The 18,718-nt window shown below is 44.3% G+C and carries 14 protein-coding genes and 15 tRNA genes; 24 read left to right on the forward strand and 5 right to left on the reverse strand.

The window, feature by feature from the left end; genetic code table 11:
* Positions 1-2: 2 nt before the first annotated feature.
* The 18 genes from pheT (at position 3) to JHD45_RS16635 (ending at position 7,080) form a co-directional block, all read left to right on the forward strand.
* Positions 3-2,387, forward strand: a complete 2,385-nt coding sequence (gene pheT / locus JHD45_RS16550; RefSeq protein WP_199477622.1) for a phenylalanine--tRNA ligase subunit beta — start codon at positions 3-5, stop codon at positions 2,385-2,387.
* Positions 2,388-2,391: 4 nt separating this feature from the next.
* Positions 2,392-2,688: an integration host factor subunit alpha gene (locus JHD45_RS16555; RefSeq protein WP_199477623.1), complete on the forward strand. Its 297-nt coding sequence runs from the start codon at positions 2,392-2,394 to the stop codon at positions 2,686-2,688.
* 414 nt (positions 2,689-3,102) lie between these two features.
* Positions 3,103-3,179: transfer RNA gene (locus JHD45_RS16560), tRNA-Pro, on the forward strand.
* A 12-nt stretch (positions 3,180-3,191) separates the two neighbouring features.
* Positions 3,192-3,267, forward strand: a tRNA-Thr gene (locus tag JHD45_RS16565).
* A 51-nt stretch (positions 3,268-3,318) separates the two neighbouring features.
* Positions 3,319-3,394, forward strand: a tRNA-Thr gene (locus JHD45_RS16570).
* Positions 3,395-3,442: 48 nt separating this feature from the next.
* Positions 3,443-3,518, forward strand: a tRNA-Thr gene (locus JHD45_RS16575).
* Between the two features lie 44 nt (positions 3,519-3,562).
* Positions 3,563-3,638, forward strand: a tRNA-Thr gene (locus JHD45_RS16580).
* Positions 3,639-3,855: 217 nt separating this feature from the next.
* A tRNA-Val gene (locus JHD45_RS16585) sits at positions 3,856-3,931 on the forward strand.
* Between the two features lie 34 nt (positions 3,932-3,965).
* Positions 3,966-4,042 (forward strand) — tRNA-Asp (locus JHD45_RS16590).
* A 122-nt stretch (positions 4,043-4,164) separates the two neighbouring features.
* Positions 4,165-4,240, forward strand: a tRNA-Val gene (locus JHD45_RS16595).
* A gap of 34 nt (positions 4,241-4,274) precedes the next feature.
* Positions 4,275-4,351, forward strand: a tRNA-Asp gene (locus tag JHD45_RS16600).
* Positions 4,352-4,433: 82 nt separating this feature from the next.
* Positions 4,434-4,509: transfer RNA gene (locus tag JHD45_RS16605), tRNA-Val, on the forward strand.
* A 34-nt stretch (positions 4,510-4,543) separates the two neighbouring features.
* A tRNA-Asp gene (locus tag JHD45_RS16610) sits at positions 4,544-4,620 on the forward strand.
* Between the two features lie 82 nt (positions 4,621-4,702).
* Positions 4,703-4,778 (forward strand) — tRNA-Val (locus tag JHD45_RS16615).
* A 34-nt stretch (positions 4,779-4,812) separates the two neighbouring features.
* Positions 4,813-4,889, forward strand: a tRNA-Asp gene (locus JHD45_RS16620).
* A gap of 214 nt (positions 4,890-5,103) precedes the next feature.
* Positions 5,104-5,179 (forward strand) — tRNA-Val (locus tag JHD45_RS16625).
* Positions 5,180-5,245: 66 nt separating this feature from the next.
* Positions 5,246-5,322 (forward strand) — tRNA-Asp (locus JHD45_RS16630).
* Positions 5,323-5,730: 408 nt separating this feature from the next.
* Positions 5,731-7,080 carry an OmpP1/FadL family transporter gene (locus tag JHD45_RS16635; protein WP_199477624.1) on the forward strand — a complete coding sequence of 450 codons (1,350 nt, stop codon included), beginning with the start codon at positions 5,731-5,733 and terminating at the stop codon, positions 7,078-7,080.
* Between the two features lie 194 nt (positions 7,081-7,274).
* Here the strand turns inward: JHD45_RS16635 and JHD45_RS16640 are convergent, their stop codons facing one another.
* Together JHD45_RS16640 and JHD45_RS16645 are read right to left on the reverse strand one after the other, a co-directional pair.
* The gene (locus tag JHD45_RS16640) at positions 7,275-9,563 is read right to left on the reverse strand and encodes a GGDEF domain-containing phosphodiesterase (protein WP_199477625.1); all 2,289 of its coding nucleotides are present in this window, start codon (positions 9,561-9,563) and stop codon (positions 7,275-7,277) included.
* A 329-nt stretch (positions 9,564-9,892) separates the two neighbouring features.
* Positions 9,893-10,477 carry a hypothetical protein gene (locus JHD45_RS16645; RefSeq protein ID WP_199477626.1) on the reverse strand — a complete coding sequence of 195 codons (585 nt, stop codon included), beginning with the start codon at positions 10,475-10,477 and terminating at the stop codon, positions 9,893-9,895.
* Between the two features lie 367 nt (positions 10,478-10,844).
* Here JHD45_RS16645 and JHD45_RS16650 point away from each other — a divergent pair, with 367 nt between their 5' ends.
* From JHD45_RS16650 to JHD45_RS16675, 6 genes are all read left to right on the forward strand, one after another.
* Positions 10,845-12,023, forward strand: a complete 1,179-nt coding sequence (locus tag JHD45_RS16650; protein WP_199477627.1) for an NAD(P)/FAD-dependent oxidoreductase — start codon at positions 10,845-10,847, stop codon at positions 12,021-12,023.
* A gap of 231 nt (positions 12,024-12,254) precedes the next feature.
* Positions 12,255-13,274, forward strand: a complete 1,020-nt coding sequence (locus tag JHD45_RS16655; RefSeq protein ID WP_199477628.1) for an ABC transporter substrate-binding protein — start codon at positions 12,255-12,257, stop codon at positions 13,272-13,274.
* 10 nt (positions 13,275-13,284) lie between these two features.
* Positions 13,285-14,067 carry an ABC transporter permease gene (locus JHD45_RS16660; protein WP_199477629.1) on the forward strand — a complete coding sequence of 261 codons (783 nt, stop codon included), beginning with the start codon at positions 13,285-13,287 and terminating at the stop codon, positions 14,065-14,067.
* The gene (locus JHD45_RS16665; protein WP_199477630.1) at positions 14,052-14,783 is read left to right on the forward strand and encodes an ABC transporter ATP-binding protein; all 732 of its coding nucleotides are present in this window, start codon (positions 14,052-14,054) and stop codon (positions 14,781-14,783) included. Before JHD45_RS16660 ends, JHD45_RS16665 begins: the two co-directional genes overlap by 16 nt.
* 37 nt (positions 14,784-14,820) lie before the next feature.
* Positions 14,821-15,123, forward strand: coding sequence for a hypothetical protein (locus JHD45_RS16670; protein ID WP_199477631.1), 303 nt, complete (start codon positions 14,821-14,823; stop codon positions 15,121-15,123).
* Between the two features lie 110 nt (positions 15,124-15,233).
* Positions 15,234-15,737, forward strand: a complete 504-nt coding sequence (locus tag JHD45_RS16675) for a GNAT family N-acetyltransferase (protein ID WP_199477632.1) — start codon at positions 15,234-15,236, stop codon at positions 15,735-15,737.
* Positions 15,738-15,905: 168 nt separating this feature from the next.
* On the opposite strand, the gene JHD45_RS16680 is transcribed toward JHD45_RS16675, so the two are convergent.
* Genes JHD45_RS16680 through JHD45_RS16690 form a run of 3 tightly spaced genes read right to left on the reverse strand, consistent with a single transcriptional unit; the run spans position 15,906 to position 18,717 of the window.
* Positions 15,906-16,676: an alpha/beta fold hydrolase gene (locus tag JHD45_RS16680; protein WP_199477633.1), complete on the reverse strand. Its 771-nt coding sequence runs from the start codon at positions 16,674-16,676 to the stop codon at positions 15,906-15,908.
* Positions 16,676-17,887 carry a 3-oxoadipyl-CoA thiolase gene (gene pcaF, locus JHD45_RS16685; RefSeq protein ID WP_199477634.1) on the reverse strand — a complete coding sequence of 404 codons (1,212 nt, stop codon included), beginning with the start codon at positions 17,885-17,887 and terminating at the stop codon, positions 16,676-16,678. The genes JHD45_RS16680 and pcaF overlap by 1 nt, the downstream gene beginning before the upstream one ends.
* Positions 17,884-18,717, reverse strand: a complete 834-nt coding sequence (locus JHD45_RS16690; RefSeq protein ID WP_199477635.1) for a CoA-transferase subunit beta — start codon at positions 18,715-18,717, stop codon at positions 17,884-17,886. Before JHD45_RS16690 ends, pcaF begins: the two co-directional genes overlap by 4 nt.
* Between the last annotated feature and the right edge of the window lies 1 nt (position 18,718).

An 18,718-nucleotide genomic window follows, 5' to 3' on the forward strand; every position in this document is an offset into this window, starting at 1 on the left:
ATATGAAATTTAGTGAGAATTGGCTAAGAGAGTGGGTCAATCCAAATATCAGTAGCGATGATTTGGTGGCTCAGATTACTTTGGCTGGCCTTGAAGTGGATGAAGTATTGTCTGCCTCTGCTGCATTTTCTGGTGTGGTGGTGGGGGAAATTATTAGTGCCGAACCTCATCCGAATGCGGATAAACTGCAGGTTTGTCAGGTGTCTGATGGAGTAGAGCAATTTCAGGTGGTGTGTGGTGCGCCCAACGCACGTCCTGGCATTAAAATTCCATTCGCTAAAATTGGTGCTGTGCTTGGTGCCGATTTTAAAATCAAGAAAGCCAAACTGCGCCAAGTTGAATCGTTCGGCATGTTATGTTCTGCCTCTGAGCTAGGGTTGAGTGATGACCATGATGGCATTATGGAGCTGCCAGCTGTTGCCGTGGCTGGGGAGGATTTCCGTTCCTTCTTGGGGTTGGATGATCAGATCATTGACGTCGATTTAACGCCTAACCGCAGTGATTGCTTAAGTATTGCTGGTTTGGCTCGTGAAGTTGGCGTCTTGAATAAAATAGATTTATCGCCCGTTGAGATTGCTCCAGCAGTAGTCGCCATTGATGATGTGTTTCCCGTTCGTATCGACGTCACGGACGCTTGTCCTCGTTATCTGGGGCGGGTTATTCGCAGTGTTGACGTTTCAGCGACTACACCTCTATGGATGGTAGAAAAGTTGCGTCGCAGTGGTATTCGTTCGATTGACCCGATTGTCGACATTACGAATTATGTCATGTTGGAATTGGGGCAACCAATGCATGCTTTTGATCTGGCCAATTTGTCTGGTTCGATTGTGGTGCGTATGGCAAATAAAGACGAAAAAATCGTCTTGCTTGATGGTCAGGAAGTGGCGTTGCGTGACGACACCATGGTGATTGCTGATGAGAAGGCGCCGTTGGCCATTGCTGGTGTGATGGGAGGCGAAGGCTCTGGCGTCAACTCAGAGACAAAAGATATCTTCTTGGAAAGTGCATTCTTTGCGCCACTTGCTTTGGCGGGTAAGGCGCGTTCTTATGGCTTACATACAGAGTCTTCTCATCGTTTTGAGCGTGGTGTTGATGCAACATTGCAAGAGAAGGCGATTGAACGTGCGACGGCGCTAGTGTTGCAAATTGCAGGCGGTCAAGTAGGGCCGATTGTTCATGCTGTTAATGAAGCGTCTTTGCCAGAAGCTGCGACGGTGATTTTGCGTCGTAAGAAGCTAGATCAATATTTGGCGATGTCTATCGACAAAGCGCAGGTGACGGATATTTTGACTCGTCTTGGTTTGGAAATGGTAGATGTTACGGATGATGCGTGGACGACTAAAGTGCCGTCCCATCGTTTTGATATTTCCATTGAGGCTGATTTGATTGAGGAAATTGCCCGTATCTACGGATATGATAATCTTCCTTCTTCCATGCCTCAGGCGGCGGTGAATTTCACGCCTTTATCTGAGTCAAAAACGAAGATTCAAGTTTTACGTTCTGTTTTGGTTGCACAGGGTTATCAAGAAGCTGTTACGTATAGTTTTATTGATCCTGTGTTAAGTAAGCAATTTTTGCCAAATATTGAGCCTGTGCCATTGGCTAATCCAATTTCTGCCGATATGGGGGTTATGCGTCCAAGTTTGGTGCCTGGGTTGGTTAAGGCGTATCTGTATAACCAAAACCGTCAGCAATCTCGTGTTCGCTTGTTTGAAACTGGACGTCGCTTTATTGGATCGGTCGATGCGCTTGAAGAACTGGATCAACAGTTACAGATTGCAGGGTTGTTGGCTGGTTCTCGTGATGGCGAGGCTTGGTATCATAATGGGGAGAAGGTAGATTTTTACGACCTTAAAGCCCATGTGGAAATGATCTTTGCTTTGAATGGTGGTGTGAAACCTACCTATGAACGTTCTGCGTGTGAATTTTTGCACCCTGGTCGTTCGGCGGATATTTTTGTTGATGGGTGTTTCGTTGGCTTGATGGGTGAGCTTCATCCGCAGCTCTCGAAATCACTTGGAGCTAATCAACCTATCTATTTGTTTGATATCGCTTTAGAGGCAGTGCTTAATGCACGTTTGCCTGAATATGAAGCGATTTCTAAGTTTCCGGAAGTACGTCGTGATCTGGCTTTATTGGTTGATCGCACCGTACCTGTTAGTGACTTAGAGAGGGTGATTTGCTCATCGGCTGGAGATGGCTTCAAAAATGTCTTAGTTTTTGATGTTTATCAGGGCCAAGGCATTGATGAAACGAAAAAAAGTGTCGCTTTGGGCTTGACGTGGCAGCATCCTTCACACACTCTTAGTGATGAAGAAGTGAACAATTCTGTCGAAAAGGTTGTTGCTGCATTATCAGAAGAGCTTAGTGCTGTTGTAAGGGGGTAGTGTTATGGGATCGTTGACTAAAGCGGATCTTGCTGAGAACTTGGTAGACTCTATCGGTTTGTCTAAGAAAGATGCAAAAGACCTTGTAGAAGGGTTTTTTGATGTCATTCGTGAGTCGCTTGTTGAAAGACAACAGGTGAAGCTGTCTGGGTTTGGTAACTTCGAGGTGCGCGAGAAGAGTCAGCGTCCCGGCCGTAATCCAAAGACGGGTGAGGAAATACCAATTACTGCACGCACTGTTGTGACTTTTCGTCCAGGACAAAAACTTAAGTCAAAAGTAGAAGATTACATGCAAGAGTAATTTTGCTTAGGTGATGTATTAATAGTCCCTATTATCTCGTAGCCCGCCACCTGTTATTGATAGGTGACACTGTTTGGTTGCTGAGTAGGGCGACTATACTGTCGATACATGTCTAATTTGTTTTGATAGAAAGCCATTCCTTCTAGGGATGGCTTTTTTTATGCTCAGCCTCTTCTAGGTGAGAAAGTGAGATTTTAAAGAACTGTTTCTGTTGGGGGGTGATCGTTGGCTGGAGTGCGGTTGAGCGTTCGGCTATAAGTATATCTAGATCAATAGCTAAGCAATTTTGTTGTAAAAGAGCGGGTCGTGATTAATTTTAAAAAAAACTGAATAAAACTCTTCCCTTTTCAATTCGTTATAGTAATATACGCACCCGCTGACACGGACAGAGTTTAACTTTTAAATTGTCAGTTTCGGGGCGTAGCGCAGCCTGGTAGCGCACTAGCATGGGGTGCTAGTGGTCGCAGGTTCAAATCCTGCCGTCCCGACCAAAATTTGAGTTTGCCGCTATAGCTCAGTTGGTAGAGCATCTGACTTGTAATCAGAGGGTCCCGAGTTCGACTCTTGGTGGCGGCACCAGTTTTGGTCAAAACTCTCTATGAGAGTGAAATACAATTTGCTTTTATTAAGGCCGCTATAGCTCAGTTGGTAGAGCATCTGACTTGTAATCAGAGGGTCCCGAGTTCGACTCTTGGTGGCGGCACCACTTCTCATTTTTAGAAGTGTTTAAAAGTAAACTGCGCGTATTTATTATGCCGCTATAGCTCAGTTGGTAGAGCATCTGACTTGTAATCAGAGGGTCCCGAGTTCGACTCTTGGTGGCGGCACCATTTACTTGCTTTGGCTAGTAAATTAGAAAATGTTTTGGCGTTAAGCCGCTATAGCTCAGTTGGTAGAGCATCTGACTTGTAATCAGAGGGTCCCGAGTTCGACTCTTGGTGGCGGCACCATCCATTAATAATTCGGATGGAAATGTTAAAAATGGTTATGTAGCTCAGTTAGGAGATTGATCTTAACAAGGCGCATATCAGTGGGAGTTAAGAACTCCACATCTAACAGATGTAAAATGTTGATTGGATGTGTAGCTCAGTTGGGAGATTGGTCTTAACAAGGCGCATATCAGTGGGAGTTAAGAACTCCACATCTAACAGATGTAAAATGTTGATTGGGTGTGTAGCTCAGTTGGGAGAGCGTCGCCCTTACAAGGCGAATGTCGGGAGTTCGAACCTCTCCACACCCACCACTTATAAGACAGTGGCTAAACAGCTTATAACAACGGAGTGGTAGTTCAGTTGGTTAGAATACCTGCCTGTCACGCAGGGGGTCGCGGGTTCGAGTCCCGTCCATTCCGCCATCTTTCGACAAGATGTAAAACTAGGAGTCGGGTGTGTAGCTCAGTTAGGAAATTGATCTTGACAAGGCGCATATCAGCGGGAGTTCACGAGCTCCACATCGAACAGATGTAAAATGTTGATTGGGTGTGTAGCTCAGTTGGGAGAGCGTCGCCCTTACAAGGCGAATGTCGGGAGTTCGAACCTCTCCACACCCACCACTTATAAGACAGTGGCTAAACAGCTTATGACAACGGAGTGGTAGTTCAGTTGGTTAGAATACCTGCCTGTCACGCAGGGGGTCGCGGGTTCGAGTCCCGTCCATTCCGCCATTACTTAGCTAATTAAGTGTGGCAAAGCTAAGAACAGAAGGAGTTAACAAACTCCACATCAAACAGATGTAAAATGTTGATTGGGTGTGTAGCTCAGTTGGGAGAGCGTCGCCCTTACAAGGCGAATGTCGGGAGTTCGAACCTCTCCACACCCACCACTTATAAGACAGTGGCTAAACAGCTTATGACAACGGAGTGGTAGTTCAGTTGGTTAGAATACCTGCCTGTCACGCAGGGGGTCGCGGGTTCGAGTCCCGTCCATTCCGCCATTACTTAGCTAATTAAGTGTGGCAAAGCTAAGAACAGAAGGAGTTAACAAACTCCACATCGAACAGATGTAAAATGTTGATTGGGTGTGTAGCTCAGTTGGGAGAGCGTCGCCCTTACAAGGCGAATGTCGGGAGTTCGAACCTCTCCACACCCACCACTTATAAGACAGTGGCTAAACAGCTTATGACAACGGAGTGGTAGTTCAGTTGGTTAGAATACCTGCCTGTCACGCAGGGGGTCGCGGGTTCGAGTCCCGTCCATTCCGCCATCTTTCGACAAGATGTAAAACTACGAGTCGGGTGTGTAGCTCAGTTGGGAAATTGATCTTAACAAGGCGCATATCAGTGGGAGTTCACGAACTCCACATCGAACAGATGTAAAATGTTATTGGGTGTGTAGCTCAGTTGGGAAAATATTTCCTTACAAGGCGCATATTCAGTGGGAGTTAAGAACTCCACATCGAACAGATGTAAAATGTTATTGGGTGTGTAGCTCAGTTGGGAGAGCGTCGCCCTTACAAGGCGAATGTCGGGAGTTCGAACCTCTCCACACCCACCACTTAGAGGAAAGTGGCTAAATACCTATAATCTCCCTTAAGATAGTGATTATCTAAAGAGAATAAATGGAGCGGTAGTTCAGTTGGTTAGAATACCTGCCTGTCACGCAGGGGGTCGCGGGTTCGAGTCCCGTCCGTTCCGCCATTTTCATCTAGTTAAAATCAATATCTGTCAATAGCCTCTTAGATAAGCAAATATCTCCTTTCTCTAGCTATATCATTATTCAGTCTTTCTGTTTTTTCACTGTTTTCGATAATTCAGTTTAGCGTCATTGATCCTCTTTGTTTTTATTAAATTCTATAAAATAAACCACTCTAATAGTTTTTTGAATTTTTTGACCTCAATGACATATCGATTGTCATCTGCTGCAACAAACTTGGTGCGTCTCGTGAGGTAGACACATTTTTATGAAATGTTTTTTGTAAATATTCAAATAAAGTTGTGATGTCTACTGGTAATATCATGTCGAGGAGTACTATACTCAGACCGTATAGGGGGATTTGTCAAATTTCCCTAAAGATTCACCAATAAAAATAAAAAATGGAGCTTAATATGACAACCTTATCAACTCGTTCTTGCGTTTTATTTAAAGCAAGTGTGGTCGCTTTGGCGGTAGCGTCGGCTTCTAGCGCTTACTCAGCGGGCTTTGCTTTAAATGATCATAGTACGACGGCATCAGGAACCGCTTTAGCTGGTGCTGCAGCTTCTGGTGAAGATATCTCTTTTAGTTACTGGAACCCCGCCCTTTTTCTGAATGCCAAGAAAAATACCTTTTATGTATCCGGTGCGTATGTTATGCCAAAAATGGACGTAACGAATATTCAGGCAAAGGATGCGGCTCCTGCTCTAGTAGGTGGTCCAACAAATTTAGCGACCTCTTCAGCGTCAAACAGTAATTCTGTCGATAATGCCCTTATTCCTGCTTTCTACTATGCAATGCCTTTGTCTGAGGACACGGTGGCTGGGGTCTCTTTAAATGCGCCCTTTGGTTTGTCTGGGGACTATGGTAATACTTGGCCTGGTCGTTTTCATGCGACTGAAACGTCTTTAAAAGACATTGCTTTAGCCTTTTCAGTTGCTCATAAAGTAAATGATTGGTTTTCTGCTGGTGCCAGTGTGCAAGTCCATCGTGCTCATGTTGTGTTAGCCTCTGCCGTGGGAACGGCTAATCCTAATGCGGGAGGTGAAGGGCTGGGTAAGATTAAAGCTGCGGCCACCGGATATGGGTTCAGTTTGGGGGTGTTAATGGAGCCCATTAAAGGAACCCGTATCGGTATTGGTTATCGAAGCAAAGTGAAATTTGATTTCAAAGGTGGGGTTAAGTACGACAATGTTGCTGGGGTAAACCAAGGTCTTGCTAAACTGGGAGCGGGCTATCAGTTGGTAAATACAAGCGCTGAAGATAGCCTTAAATTTCCTGATGTGCTAACCATCAGTTTGGATCAAACCTTAACGAATAAGCTGCGTCTTGGCTTAAGTGCAATACACACAGGTTGGAGTTCAATGAAGGATGGTTTAAATATTAAGTTTGGTAGTAATCAGCCGAACTCTGTCCTTACTTTTGGCTTTGATGATGAGTGGATGTATTCAGCAGGTTTAACTTACGATTATTCCGAAGCTTGGACATTGCGCACTGGTATTGCTATGGATAACACACCTGTGACAGATAAATACCGTTCAGCAAGAACGCCAGATGGTAATCGTAAGTGGTACTCCGTGGGCGCGACTTACCACATTGATGAGTCCAGTTCCGCTTCTTTTGCTTATACCTATGTTGCTATAGAAAATGTGAGTGTGAATCGTGATGGTACTTTGCCAGAGGATAGGTCAAGAGGGTCTTATAGCGCCGATTATGACTCTTCTGCGAATGTAGTTTCCTTGGCTTACACGAAAGCGTTTTAGGTTTTAGATAATCGTTCAAAGCTTGCTGTTTTCAGCTTTTTACGAGTTTTACCCTTAATGATGATAGGTTGAGAAATAAGTTGATCAAAGCCTGAGTATTAATAATGCTCAGGCTTTTTTGTCTTTTTTCTCTTGAAAAGTAAGATAGCTATGTCTGATAAAGATTTTGGAAGCGGTGACCCTTATCAGTTAGGTTAGCGAACTAGTCGTAAGTGCTTTGCTTTGGCGTGATTGTTTTCTGTCCATTCTGTCATGGGAGCTGGCTTGCCAAAATAGTAGCCTTGCATAATATGGCAGCCTAAGCTGATGAGTGTGTCCGCTTGCTCTTTGCTTTCTATTCCCTCTGCGATGACTTTCATGTTAAGCGATTGAGCAAGTTGAATGGTTGACTTAACAATATCTAGGTGGCGTTGGTCGTCAGGCAAAGGTGATACAAAGCGTCGGTCTATTTTCAAGATTTTTGCGGGGATATCAATTAATTGTCCTAATGAAGCGAGACCCGTACCAAAATCATCAATAGCAATGATAAAGCCATATTGCGATAGGGCTTTGAGACGCTTGTGAACAATCGGGTGGGTCATAACAGAGCTGGTTTCCGTAATTTCTAATTCAAGCATTTTGCCTAGCCAAGGATGGTCTGCAGATAAGGACATTAAATGGGCAAAAAATACATCGTTCATCAACTCTTGACCCGCTAAATTGAAGGCAACAGGCGTATAGATCTTTTCTTTGTGCCATTCCGATAAAATCGGGATGAGAGAGCGAAGTAAGTTTTCTGCAAGCGTGGGTAAAAGCCCCAGCTTTTCTGCTAAATAGATAAATGCCATAGGGGAAACAAAGGAACCATCTGCTTTCTGCCAACGAGCAAGTGCTTCAAATGAGCAGATATAACCGTCCTGTCCAACTTGAGGTTGTAACCATAAAACAATGTTGTTGCATTTTATGGCGTTGCTTAATTCAAGCCCAAGCTGATGTTCTTCTACTAATTTGTCTTCAAGCTGGTTGTTGTAATAAGAAATACGCTCAGCACTGGATGAGTATTCCAAAGCCATTTCACAGCGATCAAGCAATTCTTCCGCACTTTTTCCATCTGTTTGGTAATAAGAAACACCTACTTGATAATCCATATTTAATAGATTGCCATCCATTTTTATTTGATCGGGTAGGGTGGACTTAATCAGGGCGGATAGATTGCGTTTGATTAAATAGGTTTGCCCAAGGGGGACAAAACAGGCGAACTTCACGCCTCGAAGACGACAGATAAAGGTTTGATCAGAGAGCTTGTTTTTGAGGATTTTGGCGAAACTTAAGATGAGACGGTTGGCATTGTCTTTACCATATTGCTTATTAAGCAACTTAAACTGACTAATGCGTATAATGATCATAGCACCAGAATAATGAGCCCTTTCCGCAGTTAGTTTGTTATTCACCTGCTGACAAAAGTACTTCACATTGGGTAGCAGGGTGAGTGTATCAAAATTCGTTAATCGGGAGTTGGTTTGTTGGGAGCTTTCCAGTTGTTGTTTTAAGGCTTTGATCTGTGAAATATCTTGTAAATGCAAGATATAGTGACCATGATTCGTCAGGCTGACTCTATGCATTTCAATCAGCGTACTAGGATTTGCTTTTAGCGAACATTCCCGCGTGTTCGATTGCCAAAAGTAGCGTTCCGATCGGTCTTCGGTGGGCGTCAGCCAGTGTTGTACCTGACTGTTTTCAATTTTGTTTTGCTGGCTTTCTGAGCTGCAAAGTAGCTGTCTTGCCAGTTCGTTCACTTTTAAAATTTTTCCAGCCTTATTGCAGAGCATTGTTGGTGTTCCTGTATGCTCGAAAATCTCTTCATATAGTGTGTTGTTACGATTGAGTTTGCGATACAAGGATTCTAAATGCGTGGTATTACTTTCAAGCGTATACACCATTCGCGACACAGCAAAGGGTAAGCCAAAATTTAGTGTTACAAAGGTAAGCAGTTGAAAATAAAACGAAGTAAATTCGGGTAGCATGGCATCGCTCGTTTGTTCTAAAGAGCGTGACGCGTGTACAACAAGGTAAAAAGAAGCAATATTGGCAATGCTGATAGCTAATGTCGTACGAAAATTAAAGAATAAACGAGTTATTAGGGGCAAGGAGTACAGTGAAAGCAGTCCGAACTTAACGGCATTATTGTTAGTGGTCGTCGTTATAAGCAAGATGCCAGTGGTCATCATAATGATTAAAAAAAGTACTGAAACAGTGAAAGTATAGCGACGACAATATACTAAAAGCCCAATTAAAATGGCTAAATAGCTGCTATTGATGGTAAGAAAAAACGCTTTTCCTTCAAACTCCGGAATAAGCAGACTGTTTATTTCAACAAACAAGAACACTAGTAGTGTCACAACGATCAGGATTTTAAGGGCACTCTGCTGAAACGTTATCTTGCTATGCTGGTGCTGTTTTTCGGGTTCAATTAAAAAAAAAGCTTTCAAAAAGTCAATTAACATCGATTAACTTCATACACAGATGGAAGGATTTACTAAATAAGATTAGAGGCTACCGAAAAAAGAGTCTAATGACTATCATGTTTTTTGTTTATAACTGTATTTTTTAGAAACTATGCCTGTAATGAATGGTATTTCCCTATGATGAGGGCTTTAGGGGAAGAGCTTTGTGTGATTGACATTGAAAACCAAGCGATTAGTGCTTTGCCAATATTTGTTTTTACTACTGGCTATCGTCAGTATGCCTCAGAATCTATATGACTAGGGAAGGATCATAAGAGAGAGCTTGGAAAGTCCTCTCTTGTTAAAGGTCTAAACAGTCAGAAAAGCCTCTACTGACTACACTGGGTATGAAAATTGTTCGTCATTAAGTTTTTTAAATCATAAGAGCAGGCATTTTCGCGTATAAGGTCTTTTCCTTCCCAAGAGACACTCATGGAAGAAGGAACTTGCTGACGATAACTTGGAATAAAGCGATATGCTGCGATGACATCAACACTGGAGTGTGGTCCTACTTGTACACTTTGGCCGATGAGTCGTTGACGGGTTTCTGCATTATATAAGGTGTAATCCGTCGTGTATTCCCGAGAGCCATTGTTATGATTAAAGTTGAGCCAAATCTTGCGATAGGTTTGTGGTTGCGAGGTCGGGTTATCTAAACGCAATCGAGTATAAATAATCTGAGATTTGGAAAAGCTAGGTCTGATCTCTTGGGAGACTTTTACATAGCTCATCCCTTGGGTTTGCCAGGGCATGTTCGCACCAAATGAGGCTTCGACTATCTCGATATTTTGGTGTTGAAACAGTCCATTAATATAAGAGACTAGATCCTTTGTCGGTGCATAGAGTGCGAGTAGGGCTAAAGTGCCAATGATGAGTTGATTAAAGTAGCGTCTTGGTTTTGCGATGCCAATCATATCCACAACCTCAATAAGTCAAATTACTGTTTGTTTATACAGTACTGTATATAAAAACAGTAAAGATGTATACTATTAAGTGATATTTCGTTCAAAAATTATCCGAATTAATGCAACACCCTTGATAAATCAAAAGAAATAAAATTTCTTAAAATAATGTTTGATTTTGAGTAAGTTGTTGAATAACAAATAATTATTGATGATTCCCACAGCCTTCTTCACGGATTCTGTGGACAATAAAAATAGGCTGATTCGTTTTTGATTACGTGGTCAGGAAAAGAGCAATTTTTCCACGAAATGCAGATTTAATGGCAATATTAAGGCCAATCTTTATAATGCAGGCCAATAAAAATGAGTGAGGCTGAGTGTGGATAAACGAGATGTAGTGATCATTGGAGCAGGGGCGTCAGGGTTAATGTGTGCCGCGACGGCAGCGTATCGTGGTAAACGTGTTTTGCTCCTAGATCACGCCAATAAAGCAGGAAAAAAAATCCTTATGTCAGGCGGTGGTCGTTGTAACTTTACCAATATGGATGCCGCCCCCAAGCATTTCTTATCTGACAACCCACATTTTTGTATTTCGGCGTTACGTCGTTTTTCGTCACAAGATTTTGTCGATCTAGTTGACCGTCATGGTCTGGATTATGTGGAAAAGACTCCAGGGCAGTTATTTTGTGAACATTCTGCAAAAGACTTGCTAGCGATCTTACTGACCGAACTAGAGTGGTCTGGCGCAGAGCTTAAGCTCAATACTAAAATCCATCATATCGATTTCCAAGACGGATATACGGTACTTAAAACCAATCAAGGTGATATCACGTGTGATTCTTTGGTAATTGCGACAGGGGGCTTGTCCATTCCCACTATGGGGGCGACGGGATTTGGTTATGAGATTGCCAAACAAGTAGGCCATGATATTCTGCCTACTAGGGCGAGTTTAGTACCAATTACTGTACAGCCAGAACGCAAAGCACAATTTGCCGAATTGTCCGGCATCGCCTGTGATATTACGGCCACCGCCAACGGCATCACTTTTCAAGAACCTATGCTATTCACACATCGCGGCGTGAGTGGCCCATCGATTCTGCAAATTACCAACTTCTGGCAACCCGGCGAGGCGCTAAGCATTAATATCGCCCCAAGTTTATCGTTAGATGGTTTACTTGCTGTCCGCCAAAACACACCAAAGAAAAGCTACGAAGGTGTTTTATCGAACTTATTGCCAAAACGGTTGGTGGAGTTGATAAAAACTGAGTTCCCTTGGTTGAATGAACGCAGTGCACAAACTTCCAATGATCAAATCGACAGTTTGTTCCAGTATCTGTCGAATTTTGATATTGCACCCAATGGTACCGAAGGCTACCGCACCGCCGAAGTGACGTTGGGTGGTGTGAACACTAATGAGGTGTCATCCAAAACCTTTGAGTCACAAAAACAAAAAGGGCTGTATTTTATAGGGGAAGTGCTCGATGTTACAGGATGGCTCGGTGGCTATAATTTCCAGTGGGCGTGGGCCAGCGGATTTTGTGCTGGTCAGTATGCTTAATTTTTATTGTGACAAAACCCTCAGGGATATCGACTGTAGTCATTTCTTGCTGAGTGTGAGCAGATGCCTAAAAAATTCTATCTAATTGATATTTATATATATTGTTTGCATTTTGGCCTGTCTTAGCTGCTTTTAATGCTCTTTAGTTCAAAATGATCTTTATTTCATTTTTAATATTCTTTTAGTTTATATATAATCCACAGCCAAATCTTAATTATCTGGAGAGCGTCCATGTGTCGATTAGTGACTCTGATTGCTTTGGTGTTGTGTGGCTGGAGTAGTTTGGTGTCCGCCGCTGTCAAGTCCCTCGAAATTGGCTATATGCCGATTATTCCGGTCTCCCAAGCGTTTGTCGTTTTGGAAAGTGATGCCTTAAAGAAGGCTGGTGTTAGTGACCCTAAGTTGTATCAATTTCAAAATGGCCCCGCGATTGTACAAGCACTTTTGGCTGGACAGTTGGACGTTGCGTATCTTGGTATTGGGCCAGCGATGGTCGCACGTGCCAAAGGGGCGGATATCAAAGTAGTTGCTTCTGATATTGTTGAACAGATCAGTATGGTCGCCTTGGGCAAGTTGGCGCCTTATTTTAAAAACGGCGATGCCAAAACGGCATTTGCTCGTTTCAAGGCGGCGACTGGTCGTAAAGCGGTTATTTCTACCTTCCCTCGAGGGTCTGTTCCAGAAACCGTGCTGCAGTACTGGTTGCAAAAACAGTTGGGTATGAGTCGTGATGAGATTAACGCCAACATTGATATTATTTACCAAGGTACTGCTCAGGTTCAACAGTCACTGATGACAGATGCGGTAGACGGAGCGGCGATTTTGGAGCCTGTGGTTAGCATCGTACTTGATCGTAGGCCGGATGCGAAAGTTGTGGCGTCTGGCTCTGCTATGTTTCCTCACCAACCTGGAGCTGTATTGGTTGTGCGTGAATCTTTGATTAAGCAGCATCCTGAAGTGGTGAAAGCTTTGGTGAAAGCACACATAGCGGCAACCAACGAATTACGCAATCATCCAGAGAAGGCTGAAAAAGCCGTTGGCAAATATGTCGGTGGTGGCCGTCTACCGGAAAACATTGTGTTAACTGCCTTAAAGAACTCTGCGGATCATTTCCAAGCCGATCCAAATACCATCATCGATGGCACTCGTACCATGCGTGATTTTCAAGCTAGTCAAGGCACGCTTAAGGCGAATTTGAATCTTAAAGCCTTGTTTGATGTTAGCTTCTATAACGAGTTAACTAAGGAGTAATGGTTCCCTCATGGTATTAAAGACTGACTCTTTAACACGCTCTCGATGGGGGCGTGCCTTGCTGGGATTTATCGGAGTCGCGGCATTTGTCATGTTATGGAAATACGCTCAATCAGCAGGTTGGGCGGCACCAGGGACGATACCAGATCCGTTTAGTTTACCACAAGCGTTGGCCGATGAGTGGACCTCTGGGCGTTTGCTGCCGGCGGTACTTTCTAGCTTGATTCACTACAGTTGGGGGTTGGCAATTGGCACGTTTCTTGGCTTCATGGTGGGCACCTTAACAGCATCCTCATTGTTGCTAGACGCGTTGCATGCTTGGCTGGCACGTATTCTACGGCCGATTCCTCCATTGGCTTGGGTTGTCTTTGCTATTGCCTGGTTCAAAGTTAGCCATGCAGGGGCGGCGTTTGTTATTGCCATTGGCGTGTTCTGGGTGAACTACTTTGCAACGTATTCAGCGGTACGTAATGTGGACCCTCGTTTTTATGAATTGGCCAATGCGTTTGGTCAAAATGGTCATTTACGGCAAGCGCTTCAAGTAACCTTGCCTGGTGCCGCAACCGGTATTTTCTCTGGTATTCGAACCGGTATTGGACAAGCCTGGATGACGTTAATCGCTGCTGAATTGCTGGGGGTTCCCGGTATGGGGCAGGAAATGAATTCGGCTGCTGGTGTCGGGGCTTACAATGTTGTTGTGGTTTACATGCTGGTTATTTCTCTGGTTTACACCCTGAGCGATACATTGTTTGGTTTGATTGAAAAGCGAGTGTTGAAATGGCGCCCATCCTAAATATTGATCGTCTGAGTTATCACTATGGTAACAATCCAAACCCTGTATTTACTGATTTGGATCTGCGGGTCGAAAAAGATGAATTCATTGCGGTAGTGGGGGGCTCTGGTGTTGGTAAATCGACGCTGCTTCGTTGTGTAGCGGGCCTTGCTAAGGCGAGCCACGGCACTATCTCACTCAATGTTGAGGAGAATGATACCCGACGTTCTCGCGGTATTGTGTTTCAAGATGGTCGCTTGATGCCTTGGCGTCGATTACGCAGTAATGTTGCTTATGGCCTAAAAGGACTTAATCTGACGACAGAAGAAAAGCGTGCCCGAGTGGATGATGTGCTAAAACTGGCTCGACTGGAAGAGCTGGCGGATCGTTGGCCGCATCAATTATCAGGTGGGCAAGTTCAGCGTGGTGGGATTGCCAGAGCATTAGCAGTCAAACCTCATTTGTTATTAATGGATGAGCCGTTCAGTGCGGTAGATGCTATCACCCGTCAACATTTGCAAGATCAGTTGTTGGCAATTTGGGAAAAAACACGTAAAGCGGTGATGTTTATCACCCATGACATTGAAGAAGCTGTATATTTAGCAGATCGAGTGGTCGTGTTATCTGGCTCGCCTGCAAAAATTGTATTAGATCAACGTATTGAACTGCCTCGTCCTCGTCGCCGAGGTTCCGATGCGCTACAAAAATTGGCTCAAGATATCGCGAATACACTTTAATTTTAGAAAGACACTTTCATTTTAGAAGGATACCGTGATGGCAGTCACTCAGTTATTGATCCACGCACCAACTGTGGATGCTTTGAAGCGAGCGCAGAACAACGCTCGTAATTTGCTTAAATTAGAACCGGATGCTCAAGTTGAAATCGTCGTAAATGGCCCTGCTATGTCATTGGCTGTCACCTTGAATGACGAAGATATTCTAAGTCGATTGGTGCTTTGTCGTAATAGCTTGCGAGCTCAGGGACTGACTGCCCAACCTCAGGTTAAGGAAGTGGATGCTGCCGTTCAGTACCTAGCACAACAGCAGTTAAAAGGTTGGTCTTACATCCGCGCCTAAATGTTTTACTGTTCCTTATGAATACCTAGGTAATACACTGTGAAGAGGGATCGATAAAAACGACGTATTTTTAGAGGCATGTTCTAAAGGTTAAATTTAGGTAAGAGTCTATGGTACTACGTTTGTTATCTGAAGCCGATGTACATCGCTTGTTGTCCTTTGAAATAGACAATAAGCGATGGTTTGAATCCTATATAGATCCGAGATCCGCAGCGTTTTATAGCGTCGATGGTTTGAGGGAGCATATTGCTGAATACCTCTCCTTGTATCAAAGCCAAGAGATGCTCCCTATGCTGATAGTGGATGATTGCGGTGAGATCGTAGGGCGGCTTAACCTTAGGGACATTGACATGTTGGATCGATCTGCTTATTTAGGCTATCGCATAGGAGAGGCCTTTATTAATCGAGGGCTTGCAAAACAAGCTGTAAAAGAGTTGATCGCACAAATCGCCTACTTGAATCTAAAAACCTTAATAGCCTATGTCTCTGCTGATAATATCGCTTCGCAGAAAGTCCTACAGCACAACGGCTTTTTACCAATAAAGACCCATGAAGATTATGCGGTGATCAAAGGGGCTTTTGTGGATTGTATCGAATTTCACCGTAGTCTGTGACAAGACAGTGTACTGATAGTAATAAGCTGGTGGTTCTTAAGATGAAGTGGTTTTTTTATTGATGTTCAAAATATCCGGTGGTGAATGGTGTGTTATTCGCCACGGTGAGTAACATGTAGTGATCGAATCAAGGGCATGAGGATGAATGCCCTTGATTCGACAAAAATATCATTTATGAATAAAGTTTTTAAGCAGAGCTAAAAATTGAACAGGAGATTCTACCGATGGTACATGGCCAATCTTCTCTATTATTTCTAGCTTGTTAACCTGAAGTAACGAAGCAAGTGTTTCCATCAGCTCCGGTGTGGTGGCGACGTCTTTTTCACCACAGATTAACTGTACCGGAAGTGATGTTGGCCCTAGTTCATCGGTGAGATCCATATTGCCAAGCCATGCACAAAGTTCGCCATAGCTAAAATCATCTACCTTGGCGAGTTGTTCCTGCCAGTAACTTGCTAACGTCGGGTCGGTCTGCACGCTGTTTTCACTAAACCAGCGTAACACTAAGGTTGCCGCCATACTCTCCAGTCCCTGAGCCATGACATCTTTTTGGCGAGTTAGCCACGCCTCTTTGCTGCCAATTTTTGCCCCCGTGTTGGTTAAGGTGGCACTTAATAAACGCTCAGGGTATTGGGCCACGAGTTGTTGGCCAATCATGCCGCCAATGGAGGTTCCCACATAGTGAAATTGTTTAATACCAAGTTCATCACATTTTTCAATCAATGGGTTGATCAAGGCATTTGCTGTTAACGGGCAAGCGCTGGGGTCAAGGGGGGCGCTTAGCCCATGACCCGGAAGATCCCAGCGAACGACTCGAAATTGTTTCAATAACTCTGGGACAACATCATCCCAAACTCGACTGTTCATGCCCAAAGGGTGACCAAGCACGATAGTGGGCTTATTACTGTCGCCTTCAAGTGTAAAAAATAGCTTCTTCATTAAATATCGCTCCGTTCGATCAGCATAGCAATGCCTTGTCCGACGCCAATACACATGGTGCACATTGCATAGCGTCCACCCGTGCGTTTTAACTGCATAGCGGCAGATTGTAATAGACGAACACCTGACATGCCTAATGGATGCCCGAGGGCAATCGCGCCACCATTTGGGTTAATGCGTTCGTCTTCTGGTGAAAGTCCCAGTTCTTGTATGCAAGCTAACCCCTGTACGGCAAAAGCTTCATTTAATTCGATCACATCCATATCGTCGAGAGAAAGGCCTGTACGTTTTAGTAATTTTTGTACGGCGGGAACTGGTCCCATGCCCATTACACTTGGTTCAACTCCTGCCGTTGCCATACCGATGATTTTAGCGAGAGGCTCTAGTTTATGGCTTTCGACCGCCGCTTTACTCGCAATCAACATAGCAGCGGCACCGTCGTTTATACCGGATGCATTGCCTGCTGTCACTGAGCCATTTTCCCGAAACGGTGCTCTCAGTTTTGCTAAATCTTCTAGTGTGGTATTAGGACGTAAATGTTCGTCTTGATCGACGACTATTGGATTGCCACGTTTTGGCTGGATCGTAATAGGGGCGATTTCTTCAGCAAAGCGGCCTTCTTCCTGTGCTGCTTTGGCTTTTTGTTGAGAGCGTAAAGCGAATGCATCTTGCTGTTCGCGAGCTATCTTGTAGCGTTCAGCAATATTCTCTGCCGTTTCTGGCATGGATTCCGTGCCATACATGGACTTTAAGACGGGATTAATAAAACGCCAGCCCATGGTGGTGTCTTCTAATTTTTGTTGTCTATCGAAGGCGGCACTGGGTTTACCCATAACAAACGGCGCACGAGACATGGATTCAACACCACCGGCTAACATCAATTCTGCTTCACCCGCTTGTATGGCTCGGAATGCGGCGCCAACAGCGTCCATCCCTGATCCACATAAGCGGTTTATAGTCGTCGCAGATACGCTGTAGGGCATACCAGATAAGAGGGTTGCCATGCGTGCCACGTTACGATTGTCTTCACCTGATTGATTGGCGCAGCCAAAAATAGCGTCATCGATGGTAGCTGGATCAAGGTCTGGGGCATCTTTGAGTACTGCTTGAATGACTTGCGCTAGCATGTCGTCTGGACGAACAGCCGCAAGAGATCCGGCGTAACGGCCAATGGCTGAGCGTTTAGGATGACAGATGTAAACAGAACTCATTTTGCCTCCTGTGCACTGTGTGCTTTTTCTGTTCGGGCTTTTAATTCGCGTAATACTTGCAGCTCTTTTTCGTTTGGTGCTGGTGTGGTCTCAAGGGCGTCGGCAAATTTAATTTCCCATCCTGTCGCTTCAATAACGTCTTGTTTTGTTGTACCAGGGTGTAAGCTGGTGACAATCAGTTCCTTGGTTGTTGGGTCGGGTTTTAAAATACATAAATCCGTAATCACCACACTTGGTCCACGACCAATAGTCGGTAAGTTATCGCGGCCTTTACCATCACGACCAAAACCTATCGTGGTGATGAAGTCTACGTCTTTTACAAAGGTACGTTTTGAGTGTTTAACGGTAATGAAGACTTCTTTGGCGTTGGTGGATATTTCAGGGGCGCCACCACCACCCGGCAAACGAACTTTTGGATTGGCATAACTGTGTGCGCCGTTTTTGCCGCTTTCAGGATGATTGTCTGCAATGACCGTGGTATTCAAATTAGCAAAACGGTCTATTTGCGCGGTGCCTAAAAAGCCAACATCGATGTGTCCACCTTGTAGCCAATAACGGAACATTTCTGGCACAGAGACGGTGGTGAGAGCGGATTCGCACAGTTCTCCATCGCCAATGGACAAAGGCAACACATCCGGTTTGGTTTGTAAGGTGCCTGATTCGTAGATCAAGGTCACATCAGGTGCATGAGTCAAACGTGCTACGTTGGCGGCTTCGCTAGGTAAACCAATTCCGACAAAGCAAGTCATGTCATTGCTTAAAGCGCGTGCCGCTGTGATGGTCATCATTTCAGAAGAAGTGTATTGAGTGGTATCTTGATGCGTTGTCATA

The organism is Marinomonas spartinae (assembly GCF_016461715.1).
Classification (GTDB): Bacteria; Pseudomonadota; Gammaproteobacteria; order Pseudomonadales; family Marinomonadaceae; genus Marinomonas; species Marinomonas spartinae_A.

Bases quoted from the DNA above. Each gene is read 5' to 3' on its own strand.
- pheT (WP_199477622.1), top strand. From the start codon at position 3: ATGAAATTTAGTGAGAATTGGCTAAGAGAGTGGGTCAATCCAAATATC.
- JHD45_RS16555 (WP_199477623.1), top strand. From the start codon at position 2,392: ATGGGATCGTTGACTAAAGCGGATCTTGCTGAGAACTTGGTAGACTCT.
- JHD45_RS16635 (WP_199477624.1), top strand. From the start codon at position 5,731: ATGACAACCTTATCAACTCGTTCTTGCGTTTTATTTAAAGCAAGTGTG.
- JHD45_RS16640 (WP_199477625.1), bottom strand. From the start codon at position 9,563: ATGTTAATTGACTTTTTGAAAGCTTTTTTTTTAATTGAACCCGAAAAA.
- JHD45_RS16645 (WP_199477626.1), bottom strand. From the start codon at position 10,477: ATGATTGGCATCGCAAAACCAAGACGCTACTTTAATCAACTCATCATT.
- JHD45_RS16655 (WP_199477628.1), top strand. From the start codon at position 12,255: ATGTGTCGATTAGTGACTCTGATTGCTTTGGTGTTGTGTGGCTGGAGT.
- JHD45_RS16660 (WP_199477629.1), top strand. From the start codon at position 13,285: ATGGTATTAAAGACTGACTCTTTAACACGCTCTCGATGGGGGCGTGCC.
- JHD45_RS16665 (WP_199477630.1), top strand. From the start codon at position 14,052: ATGGCGCCCATCCTAAATATTGATCGTCTGAGTTATCACTATGGTAAC.
- JHD45_RS16670 (WP_199477631.1), top strand. From the start codon at position 14,821: ATGGCAGTCACTCAGTTATTGATCCACGCACCAACTGTGGATGCTTTG.
- JHD45_RS16675 (WP_199477632.1), top strand. From the start codon at position 15,234: ATGGTACTACGTTTGTTATCTGAAGCCGATGTACATCGCTTGTTGTCC.
- JHD45_RS16680 (WP_199477633.1), bottom strand. From the start codon at position 16,676: ATGAAGAAGCTATTTTTTACACTTGAAGGCGACAGTAATAAGCCCACT.
- pcaF (WP_199477634.1), bottom strand. From the start codon at position 17,887: ATGAGTTCTGTTTACATCTGTCATCCTAAACGCTCAGCCATTGGCCGT.
- JHD45_RS16690 (WP_199477635.1), bottom strand. From the start codon at position 18,717: ATGACAACGCATCAAGATACCACTCAATACACTTCTTCTGAAATGATG.